General features: G+C 59.4%; 22 protein-coding genes. 10 read left to right on the plus strand and 12 right to left on the minus strand.

All coding sequences use genetic code 11. The features are described 5' to 3' along the window. Nucleotides 1-175: 175 nt before the first annotated feature. From murA to AC07OV_RS12010, 7 genes are all read right to left on the minus strand, one after another. Nucleotides 176-1,441 carry a UDP-N-acetylglucosamine 1-carboxyvinyltransferase gene (gene murA, locus AC07OV_RS11980; RefSeq protein WP_178922713.1) on the minus strand — a complete coding sequence of 422 codons (1,266 nt, stop codon included), beginning with the start codon at nt 1,439-1,441 and terminating at the stop codon, nt 176-178. Between the two features lie 23 nt (nt 1,442-1,464). Continuing rightward, nucleotides 1,465-1,704 (minus strand): BolA family protein, encoded by a 240-nt coding sequence (locus AC07OV_RS11985; RefSeq protein WP_495092298.1) that lies wholly within the window; start codon nt 1,702-1,704, stop codon nt 1,465-1,467. 114 nt (nt 1,705-1,818) lie between these two features. After that, nucleotides 1,819-2,124, minus strand: a complete 306-nt coding sequence (locus AC07OV_RS11990) for an STAS domain-containing protein (protein WP_457404552.1) — start codon at nt 2,122-2,124, stop codon at nt 1,819-1,821. Further along, nucleotides 2,121-2,771: an MlaC/ttg2D family ABC transporter substrate-binding protein gene (locus tag AC07OV_RS11995; protein WP_176995074.1), complete on the minus strand. Its 651-nt coding sequence runs from the start codon at nt 2,769-2,771 to the stop codon at nt 2,121-2,123. The genes AC07OV_RS11990 and AC07OV_RS11995 overlap by 4 nt, the downstream gene beginning before the upstream one ends. Before the next feature lie 11 nt (nt 2,772-2,782). Then, a complete protein-coding gene (gene mlaD, locus AC07OV_RS12000; protein ID WP_005784855.1) occupies nt 2,783-3,250 on the minus strand; it encodes an outer membrane lipid asymmetry maintenance protein MlaD in 468 nt (155 codons plus the stop codon). Further along, a complete protein-coding gene (mlaE, locus tag AC07OV_RS12005) occupies nt 3,250-4,047 on the minus strand; it encodes a lipid asymmetry maintenance ABC transporter permease subunit MlaE (RefSeq protein WP_176995075.1) in 798 nt (265 codons plus the stop codon). Before mlaE ends, mlaD begins: the two co-directional genes overlap by 1 nt. Further along, nucleotides 4,047-4,856 carry an ATP-binding cassette domain-containing protein gene (locus tag AC07OV_RS12010; RefSeq protein WP_017738751.1) on the minus strand — a complete coding sequence of 270 codons (810 nt, stop codon included), beginning with the start codon at nt 4,854-4,856 and terminating at the stop codon, nt 4,047-4,049. Before AC07OV_RS12010 ends, mlaE begins: the two co-directional genes overlap by 1 nt. Nucleotides 4,857-5,166: 310 nt before the next feature. Between AC07OV_RS12010 and AC07OV_RS12015 the strand changes: the two genes are divergently transcribed. The 10 genes from AC07OV_RS12015 (at nt 5,167) to AC07OV_RS12060 (ending at nt 12,175) form a co-directional block, all read left to right on the plus strand. Beyond that, nucleotides 5,167-6,141 (plus strand): KpsF/GutQ family sugar-phosphate isomerase, encoded by a 975-nt coding sequence (locus AC07OV_RS12015; protein ID WP_495092299.1) that lies wholly within the window; start codon nt 5,167-5,169, stop codon nt 6,139-6,141. Beyond that, nucleotides 6,142-6,666: a KdsC family phosphatase gene (locus AC07OV_RS12020; RefSeq protein WP_494996567.1), complete on the plus strand. Its 525-nt coding sequence runs from the start codon at nt 6,142-6,144 to the stop codon at nt 6,664-6,666. It abuts the gene before it with no gap. Between the two features lie 8 nt (nt 6,667-6,674). Next, nucleotides 6,675-7,247, plus strand: coding sequence for an LPS export ABC transporter periplasmic protein LptC (gene lptC / locus AC07OV_RS12025; protein ID WP_176995078.1), 573 nt, complete (start codon nt 6,675-6,677; stop codon nt 7,245-7,247). After that, on the plus strand, nt 7,234-7,767 hold the full coding sequence (lptA, locus tag AC07OV_RS12030) for a lipopolysaccharide transport periplasmic protein LptA (RefSeq protein ID WP_176995079.1): 534 nt from the start codon (nt 7,234-7,236) through the stop codon (nt 7,765-7,767). Before lptC ends, lptA begins: the two co-directional genes overlap by 14 nt. Further along, complete coding sequence (gene lptB, locus AC07OV_RS12035; RefSeq protein ID WP_016974288.1) at nt 7,767-8,492, plus strand: LPS export ABC transporter ATP-binding protein; 726 nt, start codon at nt 7,767-7,769, stop codon at nt 8,490-8,492. Before lptA ends, lptB begins: the two co-directional genes overlap by 1 nt. A gap of 184 nt (nt 8,493-8,676) precedes the next feature. Further along, nucleotides 8,677-10,170, plus strand: a complete 1,494-nt coding sequence (locus AC07OV_RS12040; RefSeq protein ID WP_176995080.1) for an RNA polymerase factor sigma-54 — start codon at nt 8,677-8,679, stop codon at nt 10,168-10,170. A 75-nt stretch (nt 10,171-10,245) separates the two neighbouring features. Beyond that, nucleotides 10,246-10,551, plus strand: coding sequence for a ribosome hibernation-promoting factor, HPF/YfiA family (gene hpf, locus AC07OV_RS12045; protein WP_003171804.1), 306 nt, complete (start codon nt 10,246-10,248; stop codon nt 10,549-10,551). Between the two features lie 10 nt (nt 10,552-10,561). Then, nucleotides 10,562-11,026, plus strand: coding sequence for a PTS IIA-like nitrogen regulatory protein PtsN (gene ptsN, locus AC07OV_RS12050; RefSeq protein ID WP_048723965.1), 465 nt, complete (start codon nt 10,562-10,564; stop codon nt 11,024-11,026). 2 nt (nt 11,027-11,028) lie between these two features. After that, nucleotides 11,029-11,886 (plus strand): RNase adapter RapZ, encoded by an 858-nt coding sequence (gene rapZ / locus AC07OV_RS12055; RefSeq protein WP_495092300.1) that lies wholly within the window; start codon nt 11,029-11,031, stop codon nt 11,884-11,886. Nucleotides 11,887-11,902: 16 nt separating this feature from the next. Next, nucleotides 11,903-12,175 carry an HPr family phosphocarrier protein gene (locus AC07OV_RS12060; RefSeq protein WP_395609136.1) on the plus strand — a complete coding sequence of 91 codons (273 nt, stop codon included), beginning with the start codon at nt 11,903-11,905 and terminating at the stop codon, nt 12,173-12,175. Nucleotides 12,176-12,281: 106 nt separating this feature from the next. On the opposite strand, the gene AC07OV_RS12065 is transcribed toward AC07OV_RS12060, so the two are convergent. Genes AC07OV_RS12065 through AC07OV_RS12085 form a run of 5 tightly spaced genes read right to left on the minus strand, consistent with a single transcriptional unit; the run spans nt 12,282 to nt 16,056 of the window. Continuing rightward, nucleotides 12,282-13,175: a ZIP family metal transporter gene (locus tag AC07OV_RS12065; protein ID WP_494996565.1), complete on the minus strand. Its 894-nt coding sequence runs from the start codon at nt 13,173-13,175 to the stop codon at nt 12,282-12,284. A 32-nt stretch (nt 13,176-13,207) separates the two neighbouring features. Continuing rightward, nucleotides 13,208-13,819 carry a superoxide dismutase gene (locus tag AC07OV_RS12070; RefSeq protein WP_176995083.1) on the minus strand — a complete coding sequence of 204 codons (612 nt, stop codon included), beginning with the start codon at nt 13,817-13,819 and terminating at the stop codon, nt 13,208-13,210. 1 nt (nt 13,820) lies between these two features. Further along, the gene (locus AC07OV_RS12075) at nt 13,821-14,264 is read right to left on the minus strand and encodes a DUF2753 family protein (RefSeq protein ID WP_495092301.1); all 444 of its coding nucleotides are present in this window, start codon (nt 14,262-14,264) and stop codon (nt 13,821-13,823) included. A gap of 27 nt (nt 14,265-14,291) precedes the next feature. Then, on the minus strand, nt 14,292-15,668 hold the full coding sequence (locus AC07OV_RS12080; protein WP_495092302.1) for a class II fumarate hydratase: 1,377 nt from the start codon (nt 15,666-15,668) through the stop codon (nt 14,292-14,294). Beyond that, nucleotides 15,661-16,056, minus strand: a complete 396-nt coding sequence (locus AC07OV_RS12085; RefSeq protein ID WP_178922688.1) for a FagA protein — start codon at nt 16,054-16,056, stop codon at nt 15,661-15,663. Before AC07OV_RS12085 ends, AC07OV_RS12080 begins: the two co-directional genes overlap by 8 nt. Nucleotides 16,057-16,065 lie beyond the last annotated feature (9 nt).

The raw sequence follows: 16,065 nt of genomic DNA on the forward strand, positions 1-16,065 counted from the left end.
AGGCTATTGCTGTCCGGTCGCAAACGGCGCCAGACACAGATCGAGGCCATGACAGCCTCGATTTTAAACAAATTTCTGTAGTGAGCGGGCTTGCCCCGCGCTGCGGTGTGTCGGGCGCCATAAACATACCTGATACACCGCGGCGCGGGGCAAGCCCGCTCACTACAAGCAGCAACTAGCCCGGTACGCGGCGGATTTTCGCGCCGAGCATCTGCAGTTTTTCTTCGATGCACTCGTAACCACGGTCAATGTGGTAGATGCGGTCGATCAGGGTGTCGCCTTCGGCAATCAGCGCCGAGATCACCAGGCTCGCCGAGGCGCGCAGGTCGGTGGCCATCACTGGCGCGCCCTTGAGCTTCTCGGTGCCGGTCACGATGGCGGTGTTGCCTTCAACCTGGATCTTGGCGCCCATGCGGTGCAGTTCGTACACGTGCATGAAGCGGTTTTCGAAGATGGTCTCGATAACCGCACCGGTGCCTTCGGCAATCGCGTTCAGGGAGATGAACTGCGCCTGCATGTCGGTCGGGAACGCCGGGTAGGGAGCGGTACGCACGTTGACGGCTTTAGGACGCTTGCCGTGCATGTTCAGCTCGATCCAGTCTTCACCGGTGGTGATTTCGGCACCGGCTTCGCGCAGCTTCTCAAGGACCGCTTCCAGGATGGTCGGATCGGTGTCCTTGACCTTGACGCGGCCACCGGTGACGGCAGCGGCAACCAGGTAGGTGCCGGTCTCGATACGGTCCGGCATCACTTTGTAGGTGGCCGAGTGCAGGCGTTTAACGCCGTCGATGGTGATGGTGTCGGTGCCGGCGCCGGTGATGTTGGCACCCATGGCAATCAGGAAGTTGGCCAGGTCGACCACTTCCGGCTCGCGCGCGGCGTTCTGCAGGACGCTGCGGCCGTTGGCCAGGGCAGCGGCCATCATGATGTTCTCGGTACCGGTCACGCTGACGGTATCAAAGAAGAAGTTGGCGCCACGCAGGCCGCCTTCCGGCGCCTTGGCCTTGATGTAGCCGCCTTCGACGTCGATGGTCGCGCCCATGGCTTCGAGGCCACGGATGTGCAGGTCGACCGGACGCGAGCCGATGGCGCAACCGCCAGGTAGTGCCACTTCGGCTTCGCCGAAACGGGCAACCATCGGGCCCAGTACCAGGATCGAGGCACGCATGGTTTTCACCAGCTCGTACGGCGCGACCAGGGTCTTGATGGTGCGCGGGTCGATTTCGACGGCCAGTTTCTCGTCGATCACCGGCTCAATGCCCATGCGACCGAACAGCTCGATCATGGTGGTGATGTCGTGCAGGTGCGGCAGGTTGGCCACGGTAACCGGGCCATCGCACAGCAAGGTCGCCGCCAGGATCGGCAGAGCGGAGTTTTTCGCACCGGAAATGCGGATCTCGCCATCAAGGCGGGCACCGCCGGTAATAATCAATTTATCCATAAGAATCTCGACGCCTTGGGGGCTCAGGTGCGCTCGGCCCAGGCCGCGCGGCTGAAAAATTTCATAGTGACCGCATGGATGCTGCCATCGGTGATCCATGGGCTCAAATGGTCGTAGACCTGCCGCTGACGCTTGACCGGGCTCAATGCCGCCAGTTCATCGCTAATCACGTTCAGCTGGAAGTTGCAGCCTTCGCCTTCAACTTCTACGTTCGTATCCGGCAGCTTTCCTTCAAGGAAGCTCTTAACTTCTAGGGCCTGCATGCTCAACCTCTATCGGCGCCCAGTGCGCACGGGTCGCACATCATACAAAAAAGCCCCGCGCCTGCGAACCCCGCATAGCAGGACTCTGACGGGGGGCTTTATGGATAATGGCGATTAAGGATGCGCCAACAGCTCGCTCAGGCCGGAAACCTCGGCAATTTCCCGCATGTCCTCGGGCATTGCACGGATGCTGACCGGCTTTTTGATCGCCTCGGCATCACGGATAAAACAGAGCAATAACGACAAGCCAACGCTGCTGGACTTGGTCACCGCCGAGCAATCGAGCACCAGTGCAGGCGCGGTGCTGGTCTTGATCAGCGCCTGGCCCTGCTTGCGCAGGTCAGGCCCGGTGCGGTAGTCCAGCACGCCGCTGAGGAACAACTCGCCGGCGTCGCCGAGACGAACAGCCGACTCGGTCATTGTGCGGACTTCCCGGCAGCTTGCTTGTCGGTTTCTTCCTTGGCCTTGGCCACTTCACCGGCCCAACCATTGATGGTCTTGTCCAGGTCGTTGCCGTTGCGCTGCATGGCATCTGCGAACTGGTCGCGGAACAGCTTGCCGATGTTGATGCCGTTGATGATCACGTTGCGCAGTTTCCACTCACCGTTGACCTTCTCCAGCGTGTACTGCACAGGGTAGACCGCGCCATTGTTGCCTTTGACGGTCATGCCGACACTGGTACGGTCGCCCGACTCGTCCTTGGCAGGGTCCACGGTGATGCCTTGGTTGTTGTACTCAAGCAACGCGTTGCCGTAGAACTGGAACAGGCCCTTCTTGAAGTTTTCCTGGAAGGTCTGCATCTGCGCCGGGGTCGCCTTGCGCGAATACTTGACGGTCATGATGCTGCGGGAAATGCCTTCGGCATCAACCACAGGGCCCACGATCGAGTTAAGCGCGTCGTAGAACTTACTCGGGTCCTGCTTGTACTGCTCTTTGTTGGCAGTCAGGTCGGCCAGCATCTTGCTGGTCGTGTCCTGCACCAGATCGTGCGCAGAACCTGCCGCGTTGGCCAGCAGCGGCAACGCTGCAAGCAATACCAGCAGGCCACGTCGCAAGGTAGAGATCATGAACAGATTCCTCATTTGGCGTCTTTATTGACCGTATTGAGCAGGAATTTACCGATCAGGTCTTCAAGCACCAGCGACGACTGCGTGTCGTGGATGGTCGAACCATCCTTGAGCAGGGCAGTTTCCCCGCCCACGCTGACGCCGATGTACTTCTCGCCCAGCAAACCCGCAGTGAGGATAGATGCAGTGGAGTCAGTCGGCAGATTATCTACCTTCTTGTCCACCTGCATGGTCACCCGGCCAGTGAAGCTGTCGCGGTCCAGATCGATTGCCGTGACCTTGCCGATGGTAACGCCGGCCATGGTCACTTTAGCTCTGACCGTCAAACCGGCGATATTGTCGAAGTACGCGTAAAGTTTATAGGTGTCGGCGGTGGGGCTGGCCGACAGGCCACTGACCCGCAGGGCCAGCAACAGTAAAGCCAGGATGCCAGCCAGCAAGAAAAGGCCGACACCGATTTCCACAGTGCGGTTTTGCATCAGAAATCTCCAAACATCAAGGCGGTCAAAATGAAGTCAAGGCCCAGTACCGCCAGCGAGGCGTACACAACGGTCTTGGTGGTGGCGCGACTGATCCCTTCTGAAGTGGGCTCACAGTCATAGCCTTGGAATACGGCGATCCAGGTCACTACAAAGGCGAAAACGATGCTTTTAATGATGCCGTTAAGCACATCGCCGCTGAAGGTCACGCTGTTCTGCATGTTGGCCCAGTAGGAACCGTCATAGACGCCCAACCAGTCAACCGCCACCCACGAACCGCCCCAAATGCCGACCACGCTGAAGATCATTGCCAGCAGCGGCAAGGAAATGAAACCGGCCCACAGGCGCGGGGCAACAATGTACTTGAGCGGGTCCACGCCGATCATTTCGAGGCTGGACAGCTGCTCGGTGGACTTCATGTTGCCGATCTCGGCCGTCAACGCAGAGCCGGCACGCCCGGCGAACAGCAACGCGGTGACCACTGGCCCGAGCTCACGCAGCAACGTCAGGGCGACCATCTGCCCTACTGCCTGCTCCGAACCGTAGCTGGACAGAATATTGAAGCCCTGCAGCGCCAGCACCATACCGATGAACACGCCGGAAACGACGATGATCACCAGGGACATCACGCCCACGGCGTGCAACTGCTTGATCAACAGGCCAAAACCGCCGCCGATACCACCACGGCCGAGCAACGCATGAAACAGGAAGAGGGTAGAACGGCCCAGCACCTCGACAATGTCGATGCCCGAGCGGCCGAAAAGGCGAACCTTCTCGATGAGAGATGTCTTGCGCATCAGCGCTTCCCCAGAAGATCTGAGCGGTAGTCCGCTGCCGGAAAATGAAAAGGCACCGGGCCATCGGGATCGCCGGTCATGAATTGGCGGATGCGCGGGTTATCGGCATTCATGAGTTCTTCTGGCGTGCCCTGCCCCAGCACCTGCCCATCACCGACGACATAGAGGTAGTCGGCGATGCTCGCAGTTTCGGCCAGGTCGTGGGAAACCACGATGCTGGTGATGCCGAGCGCGTCGTTGAGCAGGCGGATCAGACGCACCAACACGCCCATGGCGATCGGGTCCTGGCCCACGAAAGGTTCGTCGTACATGAGGATCTGCGGATCCAGCGCGATGGCACGCGCCAGCGCGACACGGCGCTTCATGCCACCGGACAGCTCGTCAGGCATCAGGTCGATGGCACCGCGAAGGCCCACGGCCTGCAGTTTCAGCAACACAATGTCACGAATCATTTCATCGGACAGCTGGGTATGCACCCGCAGCGGGAAGGCCACGTTTTCGAAAACATCGAGGTCGGTAAACAACGCACCGCTCTGGAACAGCACACCCATGTGCTTGCGCGCGTCGAACAGGTCGCTGCGCGAGAGCGTCGGCAGGTTCTGTCCATTGACCCACACTTCGCCAGCAGTGGGCCGCAATTGCATACCCATCAGACGCAACAGGGTGGTCTTGCCACAGCCTGAAGGCCCCATGATGCCCGTGACCTTGCCGCGGGGAATGCGAATATCGACGTTATTGAAGATGCTGCGCGTCCCGCGCTTGAAGGTAAGTCCCTTCAGCTCGACCGCGTAGGCGTTATCGGCACTCATCTAAACTCCTTGGGATGCAGCCTCTCACTCAGACACCATGTGTGCGACATTCGTTTGCAACGGATGTGCAATAGGTAGCCACATGGGTTGGGTGAACCGAACTGGCGGCGAACTATATCACTGCTGGTACAGCGCCCCCAAGGCCGGAACTGCGCTTGTTCAGATTGGCGACAGGGAAAAACATTGCCGACTGTGTTACCGGGAGCGGAATCTCTGACGCCTTGTGAATAAAGCCTGACGAACTTGCGTGAGGGAATTGATCATTACCGCTATAATCGCCGACTTTTCGTCAGGCTATACGATTTCAGACATGAGCCAATCCAGCGACCTTATTCAATCCGCACAACGCACCATCCGCCTCGAGCTCGAAGCCGTAGACGGCTTGCTGGCCCATATCGACGCGGATTTCGTACGCGCTTGCGAGATGATTCTGGCCAGCAAAGGCCGCGTTGTCGTGGTCGGCATGGGTAAATCCGGGCACATCGGCAACAAGATCGCCGCCACCCTGGCAAGCACCGGGACTACCTCGTTTTTCGTGCACCCGGCAGAAGCCAGCCACGGCGACATGGGCATGATCACCAAGGATGACATCATCCTGGCACTGTCCAACTCCGGCACCACCAACGAAATCGTGACCCTGCTGCCACTGATCAAGCGCCTGGGCATCAAGATGATCAGCATTACCGGTAACCCGGAGTCGACGCTGGCCAAGGCCGCCGAAGTGAACCTCAATGTTCACGTGGCCCACGAAGCCTGCCCGTTGAACCTGGCGCCGACCTCCTCGACCACGGCCGCACTGGTCATGGGCGACGCATTGGCCGTTGCCCTGCTGGAAGCCCGCGGCTTTACCGCTGAAGACTTCGCCTTTTCCCACCCGGGCGGCGCCCTGGGCCGTCGTCTGCTGCTGAAAGTGGAAAATGTCATGCATGCGGGCGATGAATTGCCCCACGTCCAGCGCGGCACGCTACTGAAGGACGCGCTGATGGAAATGACCCGCAAGGGCCTGGGCATGACCGTCATCCTGGAAGCCGATGGCCGCTTGGCCGGGGTATTCACCGACGGCGACCTGCGCCGCACCCTGGATCGCACCATTGATATCCACACCGCAACCATTGATGCCGTCATGACCCCTCACGGCAAGACCGCGCGCCCGGAAATGCTGGCGGCTGAAGCCTTGAAGATCATGGAAGACCACAAGATCGGCGCGCTGGTGGTGGTCAATGACGATGACCGCCCTATCGGTGCCCTGAACATGCACGACTTGTTGCGTGCGGGAGTGATGTAAATGACTGGCGACCTGTTGCAACGCGGTAAAAACATCAAGCTGGCGATCTTCGACGTTGACGGCGTGCTGACCGATGGCCGCCTTTACTTCCTCGAAGACGGCAGCGAATTCAAGACGTTCAACACGCTGGACGGCCAGGGCATCAAGATGCTGATGGCTTCGGGCGTACAAACAGCCATTATCAGCGGCCGCAAGACCCCGGTAGTGGAACGGCGCGCACAAAACCTGGGGATTCCTCACCTGTATCAGGGCCGTGAGGATAAACTGGTGGTTCTGGACGAGCTTCTTGGCCAACTCAACCTAAGCTATGAGCAGGTCGCCTACCTCGGTGACGACCTGCCTGACCTGCCGGTGATTCGCCGGGTAGGCTTGGGCATGGCTGTCGCCAACGCGGCGGCATTTGTTCGCGAACACGCCCATGGCATCACCACGGCCCGTGGCGGCGAAGGTGCCGCACGTGAGTTCTGCGAATTGATACTGCGTGCCCAGGGCAACTTTGAATCCGCCCACGCCGCCTACTTATAGAGCGTTTTATGCTGAGCAAAAAGATTCGCAACTTCCTGCTATTCGGGGTCATCGCCGCGCTATTCCTGGCGGTGGGCTACTGGAATATCAGCCCGGAGCGCTTCCTCGACAAGCCTGTCGCGCAGGTTGACGACGGCGCTATCGACTATTACGCCATCAATGCCAAAAGCGTGCAGTTCCTGCCAGATGGCAAGGTGCAGTACGAGATGACATCGGACAAGGTCGAGCACTTGAAGGCCACTGAAGTGACCCTGCTCACCAATCCGGACATGAACATCTACCGCGGCACCGAGTTTCCGTGGCACGTCACCAGCAAGCGTGGCGAGGTCAACCCGGACGGCACCCAGGTGGAACTGATCGACTCGGTGCGCGTTGCGCGCACCGACGACAAGAACCGCGACACCGTGATTACCAGCAGTCGCATGACCGTATTCCCGCAGAAGCAATATGCGCAGACCGAGCAAGACGTTAGAATCGACGGCGCTGGCGGTGTATCGACTGGCAAGGGAATGAAAGCGTATTTGAAAGAAAGCAGGATACACCTGCTATCGAACGTAAGAGGACAGTATGAGGCTCGTTAAAACTCTCCCTATTTTGCTCGGTCTGGGCGCAGCACTGGGAAGCGTGAGCGCCTGGGCTCTGCCGAACGATAGCCAGCAACCGATCCACATCCAGGCTGACGATGCGCAGCTGGATGACAAGCAAGGTGTCGCGACCTACACCGGTGGCGTGATCATTACCCAGGGGTCGATGAAAATCACCGGGAATACCGTGACACTGACCCGCACCAAGGCGGGCGACATCGACGTCGTGACGTCGGTGGGCAACCTGGCCTATTTCGAGCAGAAGCAGGCGCCTGCCGATACCGCTCCGATGAAGGGCTACGGCAAGACCATCCAGTATCACGCCCAGCAGAACCGCATTGTCCTGATTGACCAGGCCAAGGTTGTCAGCACCGACGGCAACACCACGGAAGGTGAAAAAATCACCTATGACACTGTGAAACAGGTCGCCAACGCCGGTCGCGCCAATGGCAACAAGGTCACCGCACCTCGTCCGCGTATCGACATGGTTATCCAGCCGAAGAAGAAGGCCGAGTAATGGCAACCCTGAAAGCCCAGCATCTGGCCAAGGCCTACAAAAGCCGTCAGGTCGTGCGCGACGTCAGCCTGTCGATCGACAGCGGCCAGATCGTCGGCCTGCTCGGCCCCAACGGTGCCGGCAAGACCACCTGTTTTTACATGATTGTCGGCCTGGTCCAGGCGGATCAGGGTCGCGTTCTGATCGACGACCTGGATGTCAGCCACCAGCCGATGCACGGTCGTGCTCGTGCCGGTATCGGCTATCTACCCCAGGAAGCGTCGATCTTCCGCAAATTGTCGGTTTCGGACAACATCATGGCGATCCTTGAGACCCGCAAGGAGCTCGACCGCGATGGCCGCCGCAAGGAACTGGAAAGCCTGCTGCAGGAATTCCACATCAACCATATCCGTGACAACCTGGGCATGAGCTTGTCCGGTGGTGAGCGTCGTCGCGTGGAAATTGCCCGAGCATTGGCCACCGCACCGAAGTTCATCCTGCTGGACGAACCCTTTGCTGGCGTCGACCCGATTTCGGTGGGCGACATCAAGCAGATCATCCACCACCTCAAGGCCAAGGGCATCGGTGTACTGATCACTGACCACAACGTTCGTGAAACCCTCGATATCTGTGAAACCGCTTATATCGTCAACGATGGCCAGCTGATCGCCGAAGGCGATTCCGCCACCATCCTGGCCAACGAACTGGTCAAGGAAGTGTACCTGGGTCACGAGTTCCGCCTGTAAACACCGTGGTGTCAGGCCGTTTGCCGAGACGCGCGGGAGTCAATAGAAACCTCCGGCTTTTTATTGTTACCGCGCTCTAGGCAAAGCCCCCGATATCAGGCATATAATTTGCTTATGTTTGGCGCTCACGCGCCCTGTCGTGGATGGCGCATTGCGCCGGCGAATAAGGTGTTAAGCCCCTGCCATGAAACCATCGCTAGTCCTGAGAATGGGCCAGCAGCTGACGATGACACCGCAGCTGCAACAGGCCATCCGCCTGCTCCAATTGTCCACACTGGACCTGCAACAGGAAATCCAGGAGGCCCTGGAGTCCAATCCGATGCTCGAACGCCAGGAAGAAGGCGACGACTTCGATAATGCAGACCCGCTGGCCGACAACATCGAGCAAAAACCCAATTCCGACGTGCAGGAACCCTCCTATCAGGAAACCGCCCCGACGGTGGACAACCTGGAGGACGGCGAATGGAACGAACGCATTCCCAACGAACTTCCCGTGGACACGGCCTGGGAAGACGTCTACCAGACCAGCGCCAGTAGCCTGCCGAGCAATGATGATGACGAGTGGGATTTCACCACCCGAACGTCCGCCGGCGAGAGCCTGCAGAGCCATCTGCTGTGGCAACTGAACCTGGCGCCGATGTCCGACACCGATCGCCTGATCGCCGTGACCCTGATCGACTGCATCAATAACCAGGGTTATCTAGACGAGACGCTTGAAGAGATTCTTGAAGCCTTCGATCCGGAACTGGACATTGAACTGGACGAAATCGAAGCCGTCCTGCACCGCATCCAGCAATTCGAGCCAGCAGGCATCGGCGCCCGCACCCTCAGCGAGTGCCTGTTGCTGCAACTGCGCCAGCTTCCGGCCAAGACACCCTGGCTCGCCGAAGCCCAACGCCTGGTCAATGACTACATCGACCTGCTGGGCAGCCGCGACTATAGCCAGCTGATGCGTCGTATGAAGCTCAAGGAAGACGACCTGCGCCAGGTCATCGAGCTGGTGCAGAGCCTCAACCCGCGCCCAGGTTCGCAAATCGAGTCCAGCGAAGCCGAATACGTCGTCCCTGATGTGATTGTGCGCAAGGACAACGAGCGCTGGCTGGTGGAGCTCAACCAGGAATCGGTGCCACGCCTGCGCGTCAACCCGCAGTACGCCGGTTTTGTACGCCGCGCCGACACCAGCGCCGACAACACCTTCATGCGCAACCAGTTGCAGGAAGCACGCTGGTTCATCAAGAGCCTGCAAAGCCGCAACGAAACCCTGATGAAGGTTGCCACCCAGATCGTCGAGCACCAGCGCGGCTTCCTGGAATACGGTGACGAGGCGATGAAGCCCCTCGTGCTGCACGATATTGCAGAAGCGGTGGGCATGCATGAATCGACGATTTCCCGGGTGACCACGCAGAAATTCATGCATACCCCACGGGGTATTTATGAGCTGAAATACTTTTTCTCCAGCCACGTCAGCACCTCCGAAGGCGGTGAATGCTCGTCCACGGCGATTCGCGCGATCATCAAAAAACTGGTTGCCGCGGAAAATCAGAAAAAGCCATTGAGTGACAGTAAGATCGCTGGTTTACTGGAGGCACAAGGCATTCAGGTCGCCCGTCGAACCGTCGCCAAGTACCGCGAATCCCTTGGGATCGCGCCTTCCAGCGAGCGTAAGCGTTTGATGTGACGGGCGGGCCACAGCGTTCCAGTGGCAGGCACCCCGGCCTGCCGCTTTATGCACTGGCAACGAAGGAGAAGCTGTATGCAAGTCAACATCAGTGGACACCAGCTGGAAGTCACCAAACCCCTGCGTGAATACACCGAGAGCAAGCTGAACAAGCTGGCAGGGCATTTTGACAAGATCACCAACGTGCAGGTCATCATGGAGGTCGATAAGCTCAAGCAGAAAATCGAGGCCACCCTGCACGTACCGAATGCAAAGCTCGTCGCCAATGCGGAGCATGAAGACATGTACGCGGCGATCGACTCGCTCTACGACAAGCTGGACCGCCAACTCATAAAGCATAAGGAAAAGAATCTGCACCTGATGCAAGGTACAGGTCGTTAACTCTCCCCCCATGATCCGACTTGAAACCATCCTGACCCCCGGCCGTTCCCTCGTGAACGTGCCGGGCGGCAGTAAAAAGCGCGCCCTCGAACAAATTGCCAACCTGATCGGCCGCGAAGTGCCCGAGCTGGATACGCAAGCTGTGTATGAGGCGCTTATCGCCCGTGAAAAACTCGGTTCTACCGGTTTTGGCAACGGCATCGCCATTCCCCACTGCCGCCTGCAAGGCTGTGAATCCCCGGTGAGCGCCCTGCTCCACCTGGATGCCCCCATCGATTTCGACGCCATCGACGGCGCTCCGGTCGACCTGCTGTTTGTCCTGCTGGTCCCGCAAGCCGCCACCGATGCGCACCTGGAACTGCTTCGGCAGATCGCCAGCATGCTCGACCGCAAGGAAGTACGCGACAAACTGCGCAGCGCCAGCAGCAACGAGGCGCTCTATCAGGTTGTCCTGGATGAACAGAACGGGCAGTAATCATGCGTTTGATCATCGTCAGCGGCCGCTCCGGCTCGGGTAAAAGTACCGCCCTCAATGTTCTTGAGGACAACGGCTTCTATTGCATCGACAACCTGCCGGCCGGCCTGCTGCCGGAATTGGCGGAACGCGCGCTGATCCACACCGAACTGGCCCAGCCGCTGGTTGCCGTTTCGATCGATGCTCGCAACCTGCCCAGCCACCTTGAGCGCTTCCCACTATTGCTCGAAGAAGTGCGGGCCAAGCATATTCATTGTGATGTGCTGTACCTGGACGCCGACGAAGAGACCCTGCTCAAGCGTTTTTCCGAGACCCGCCGACGTCACCCCCTCAGCAGCCCCCATCGTTCCCTGGCAGAAGCCATCGAGGATGAAACCAAGCTGCTGGGCCCGATCATTGACCTTGCCGACCTCAAGATAAACACCACCAGCCTCAACCTGTACCAGCTGCGTGACGCAATCAAATTGCGCCTGCTCAACCAGCCTGAACCGGGTACTGCGTTTCTCGTGGAGTCGTTTGGCTTCAAGCGCGGCATGCCAGTAGACGCTGACCTGGTGTTCGACGTGCGCTGCCTGCCCAACCCCTACTGGAAGCCGGAACTGCGCGAACAGTCCGGGCTGGACTTGCCGGTAGCCGAATACCTGGCCGCGCAGCCGGATGTTGAAGAGATGTTCCAGGATATCTCCAGCTACCTGCTCAAATGGCTACCCCGCTTTGCCGCGAGCAATCGCGCGTATGTCACCATTGCCATTGGCTGCACCGGTGGTCACCACCGCTCTGTCTACCTGACTGAGCGCCTGGGCCAGGTGCTGCAACAAACCCTCAAGAACGTCCAGGTCCGCCACCGCGACCTTAGCTGAAAGGAACACCTGCGCGATGCCCGCTCTGGAAATTGAAATCATCAACAAGCTGGGCCTGCACGCCCGCGCCTCAGCCAAATTCGTCGGCGTGGCCGGGCAGTTTCCTTGCCAGATCCGCGCCGGGCGCACGCCGGAGTCCATGGTCGATGGCAAGAGCATCATGGCCATGATGATGTTGGCGGCTGGCAAAGGCACCAGGATTCACTTGAAGACAGAAGGCGAGCAGGAAGACGAAGCCATGGCCGCGCTGGTGGCGCTGATCAATAACTTCTTCGACGAAGGCGAATAGCCCCATCCCTTTGTAGGAGCCCGGGTTGCCGGCGATGAGGCCTTTGAGTCAGGTGTTGGACTTGAGGACGCCATCGCCGGCAAGCCGGGCTCCTACGGAAAGCGGTTTATCCCAGGGCCGTGTCCATCACCATCATCAAGCAAAAGCCGATGCATAGGCCAAGGCTGGCGAGTTTTTCGTGACCATTGCGCCGCGACTCCGGGATGACCTCGTGAGTCACGACCAACAGCATCGCACCCGCCGCCAACGCCAACCCAAGCGGTAACAACACCTCGGCCAGACTGACCAGCCAGGCGCAAAGCACGGCAAATACCGGCTCCACCAAACCTGACGCCGCGCCGATCAAGAACGCCTTGACCCGCGACATCCCTGCCCCAGCCAATACCAACGCAATCACCAGACCTTCGGGCACATCCTGCAGGGCTATGCCCATGGCCAGGCTGTCCGCATCCGGCATACCACCGCCCGCCGAGACACCAACAGCCATGCCTTCCGGGATGTTGTGGGCAATGATTGCAAACACGAATAGCCAGATGCGCGGGGGAATCACAGGGTTATCCGGTGTGCCCACCAGCATTTCCGGGCTTGCGCCGGAGACCTTGCGGTCGACCAGGTACAACCCGAAGGCGCCCAGCATGATGCCGAAACTGATCAAGCCACTGGCGCCCCAAGGCGAAAGCCCCAGGCTTTCAGCTGCGGTAATACCCGGCACGATCAGCGAAAACGCTGTGGCAGCGAGCATCACACCCGCGCCAAAACCCAACAAGGTATCGCTGAGCGCGACGGGCATCCGGCGAATCACCAACACCGGCACCGCACCCAATGCAGTGCCGAGCGCGCAAATCGCCCCGCCCTGCAGTGCCCGCAGAATGCGCGGTTCGAGATCCAGCCAGGCCAGCCCGTGAGCCACCAGCAATGCAGTACCTGCCAACAGCAGCAGCGAGCCAAACGCATAACGAAACATTCGCCCGCTGCTGATCGCCAGTGTTTCAGTGCCCATAGTCGGCCTTAGATCTTGTTATTGGATGAATATCAGGCCAACGCGGCCTGGTAGCGTGCGGCGACTTCCGGCCAGTTGATGACGCTGTAGAAGGCGTTGATATATTCGGGGCGGCGGTTCTGGTAGAGCAGGTAATAGGCGTGCTCCCAGACGTCGAGACCCAGGATCGGCGTGTTGCCACTCATCAACGGGCTGTCCTGGTTACCGCTGCTTTCCACCACCAACGTCTTTTGCGGGGTGACGCTCAGCCACGCCCAGCCGCTGCCGAAACGGGTTAGGGCGGCCTTGGTGAAGGCTTCCTTGAAGCTGTCAAAACCACCCAATTGCTCATCGATGGCCTTGCCCAACGCGCCCTCTGGCTTGCCGCCACCTTTGGGCGACATCACGGCCCAAAACAGCGAGTGGTTGGCATGCCCACCGCCTTGGTTGATGACCGCAGCCCGCAGTTTTTCCGGTAATTGCTGCACGCTGGACACCAGCCGCTCTACCGGCCAACCCGCAAACTCAGTGCCCTCGACCGCCGCGTTGAGGTTGTTGATGTAGGTCTGGTGATGTTTGGTGTAGTGAATCTCCATGGTCTGCGCATCGATATGCGGCTCAAGAGCATCGTAGGCGTAGGGCAAGGCTGGCAACGTGTAAGTCATATCAATGAGCTCCGTAATAAGGACTGTTGCGGATCGACGCATCCGTTTGCGCCGCAGTGCCGCCCAGCAAGCGATGGGTACGCGGGTACTCACCGTGATCGCTGATGAAATTCAACAACTCGACGTAGGTCTTGCTGCTCTGACGCAGGGCTGCTTCGCGCAATTGCGGGCTCAGCCGCGGGTCCTGCATGGTCTGAAGCAGGCGCTGGTGGATAGCGCACAGGTATTCCGCGCTCTCCTTCGGCTGGTTCAGGCGCAAATGCAGGTCCGCCAGGTTGTGATGGGAAATGACGCAAGCCGCCACTGCTTCGTCGGCATCCGCCCAGCGCTCGAATAACACTTGAGCCAGGGCCAGGGCTTGCAAATAGGCCTCCCGAGCGTCGACCAATTCGCCCGCCATAAAGCAGCGATTGGCCCGTTCGATCGTGCGTTTCCAGTGCTCCATGGTGAGCCTCCAAAGCAGGGTCGGTGGTTACACGCCGCCAGCGGTGAGCTTTTCCGGGTCCAGCAGGACCTCCAGCTGGCTGCGCGGCAAGTCGGTGTGCTCGAGGGCGACATCAATCACAGGGCGGCCCTGTTGATAGGCCTTCTTGGCGATTTCAGCGGCCTTTTGATAACCAATGATCGGGTTGAGTGCAGTGACCAGGATCGGATTACGCGACAGCGCTTCCTTGAGCTTGCCTTCGTTGACCTTGAAGCTGGCGATGGCTTTGTCTGCCAGCAAGCGACTGGCGTTGGCCAGCAATTCAAGGCTGCCGAGCAGGTTCTGGGCGATGATCGGCAACATCACGTTGAGCTCGAAGTTGCCTGACTGGCCGGCGACGGTGATCACCGTGTCATTGCCAATCACTTGCGCGGCCACCATGGCGGTCGCCTCCGGGATCACCGGGTTGACCTTGCCGGGCATGATCGAAGAGCCAGGTTGCAGGCCCTCCAGCTCGATTTCGCCCAGGCCCGCCAGTGGACCGGAGTTCATCCAGCGCAGGTCATTGGCGATTTTCATCAATGAGACCGCTGTGGCTTTCAGTTGACCGGATACGGCAACGGCGGTGTCCTGGGAGCCAATCAGTGCAAACAGGTTTTTGCCCGGGGTGAATTTCACGCCGGAGAGATGGCTCAGTTGCTGGCTGAAGCGCGCGGCGAACTCAGGGTGCGCGTTGATCCCGGTGCCCACTGCCGTGCCACCTTGAGCCAATGCCTGCAGGCTCGGCAGCAAGTCCTGCAAATGGCCGATATTGGCCTTCAGTTGCTGCGCCCAGCCATTGAGCACCTGGCTCATGCGCACCGGCATGGCATCCATCAGGTGGGTGCGACCGGTCTTGATGAACGGGTGAACCTCTTCGGCCTTCTGTTCGATCACCTGCACAAGGTGCAGCAGGGCCGGCAGAGTTTGCTCGTGCAGGACCAAAGCAGCGCTGACGTGAATCGTGGTCGGGATGATGTCGTTGCTGCTCTGGCCACAGTTGACGTGGTCATTGGGGTTGACCGCCTCACCGAGCAAACGGCTGGCGAGGGTAGCAATCACCTCGTTGGCGTTCATGTTGGAGCTGGTGCCGGAGCCGGTCTGGAAGATATCTACTGGGAAATGCGGCATGAAGTCGCCTTCGAGCAAGCCCTGGGCGGCATCGACGATGGCCTTGCCCTGCCCTTCGCTGATCTGCTTGAGGTCGACGTTGACCTTGGCGGCCGCTGCCTTGGCCAGGATGAGCGCGCGAATGAATTGCGCCGGCATACGCTGATGACTGATTGGGAAATTGTTCACTGCGCGCTGGGTTTGCGCACCATACAAGGCCTCGGCCGGCACTTGCAGTTCGCCCATGCTGTCGCGTTCGATACGGGTGTTACTCATCGTTAGATCCTTGCACCAGGTCGGAGTGAGAAATAGACGGCAGCAATTCGCAGGTTGCCAATTGCCAGGCAAAGGTCTGCCAGCGCTTGAGGCGGCAGGCACACAGAGAGAGTTTTTCCAGGTCGCGCAGTGGGCGCCAGGCTTGGTCCAGACACAGGGATCGCCAGTGCCAAGGCAGCGCGATATCAGTGGCGGTGTCGATCAGGAGGCGGAACGAGGTTTCGGCAATCGTCCACGGATGGGTCGCCGTGCAGCACGCCAGGTATCGCCCCTCATTGAGGTAATGTTCGATCAGGCGAGGTTCATTGGGGTCGAGGCCGCAGCGAATCTGACGACTCATCCAGCGCCAGCTTTCCAGGTACGGATCCTCATGCAGGACAGAACTCATGATCCACAC

The organism is Pseudomonas sp. GW821-FHT09A09, from assembly GCF_059418405.1.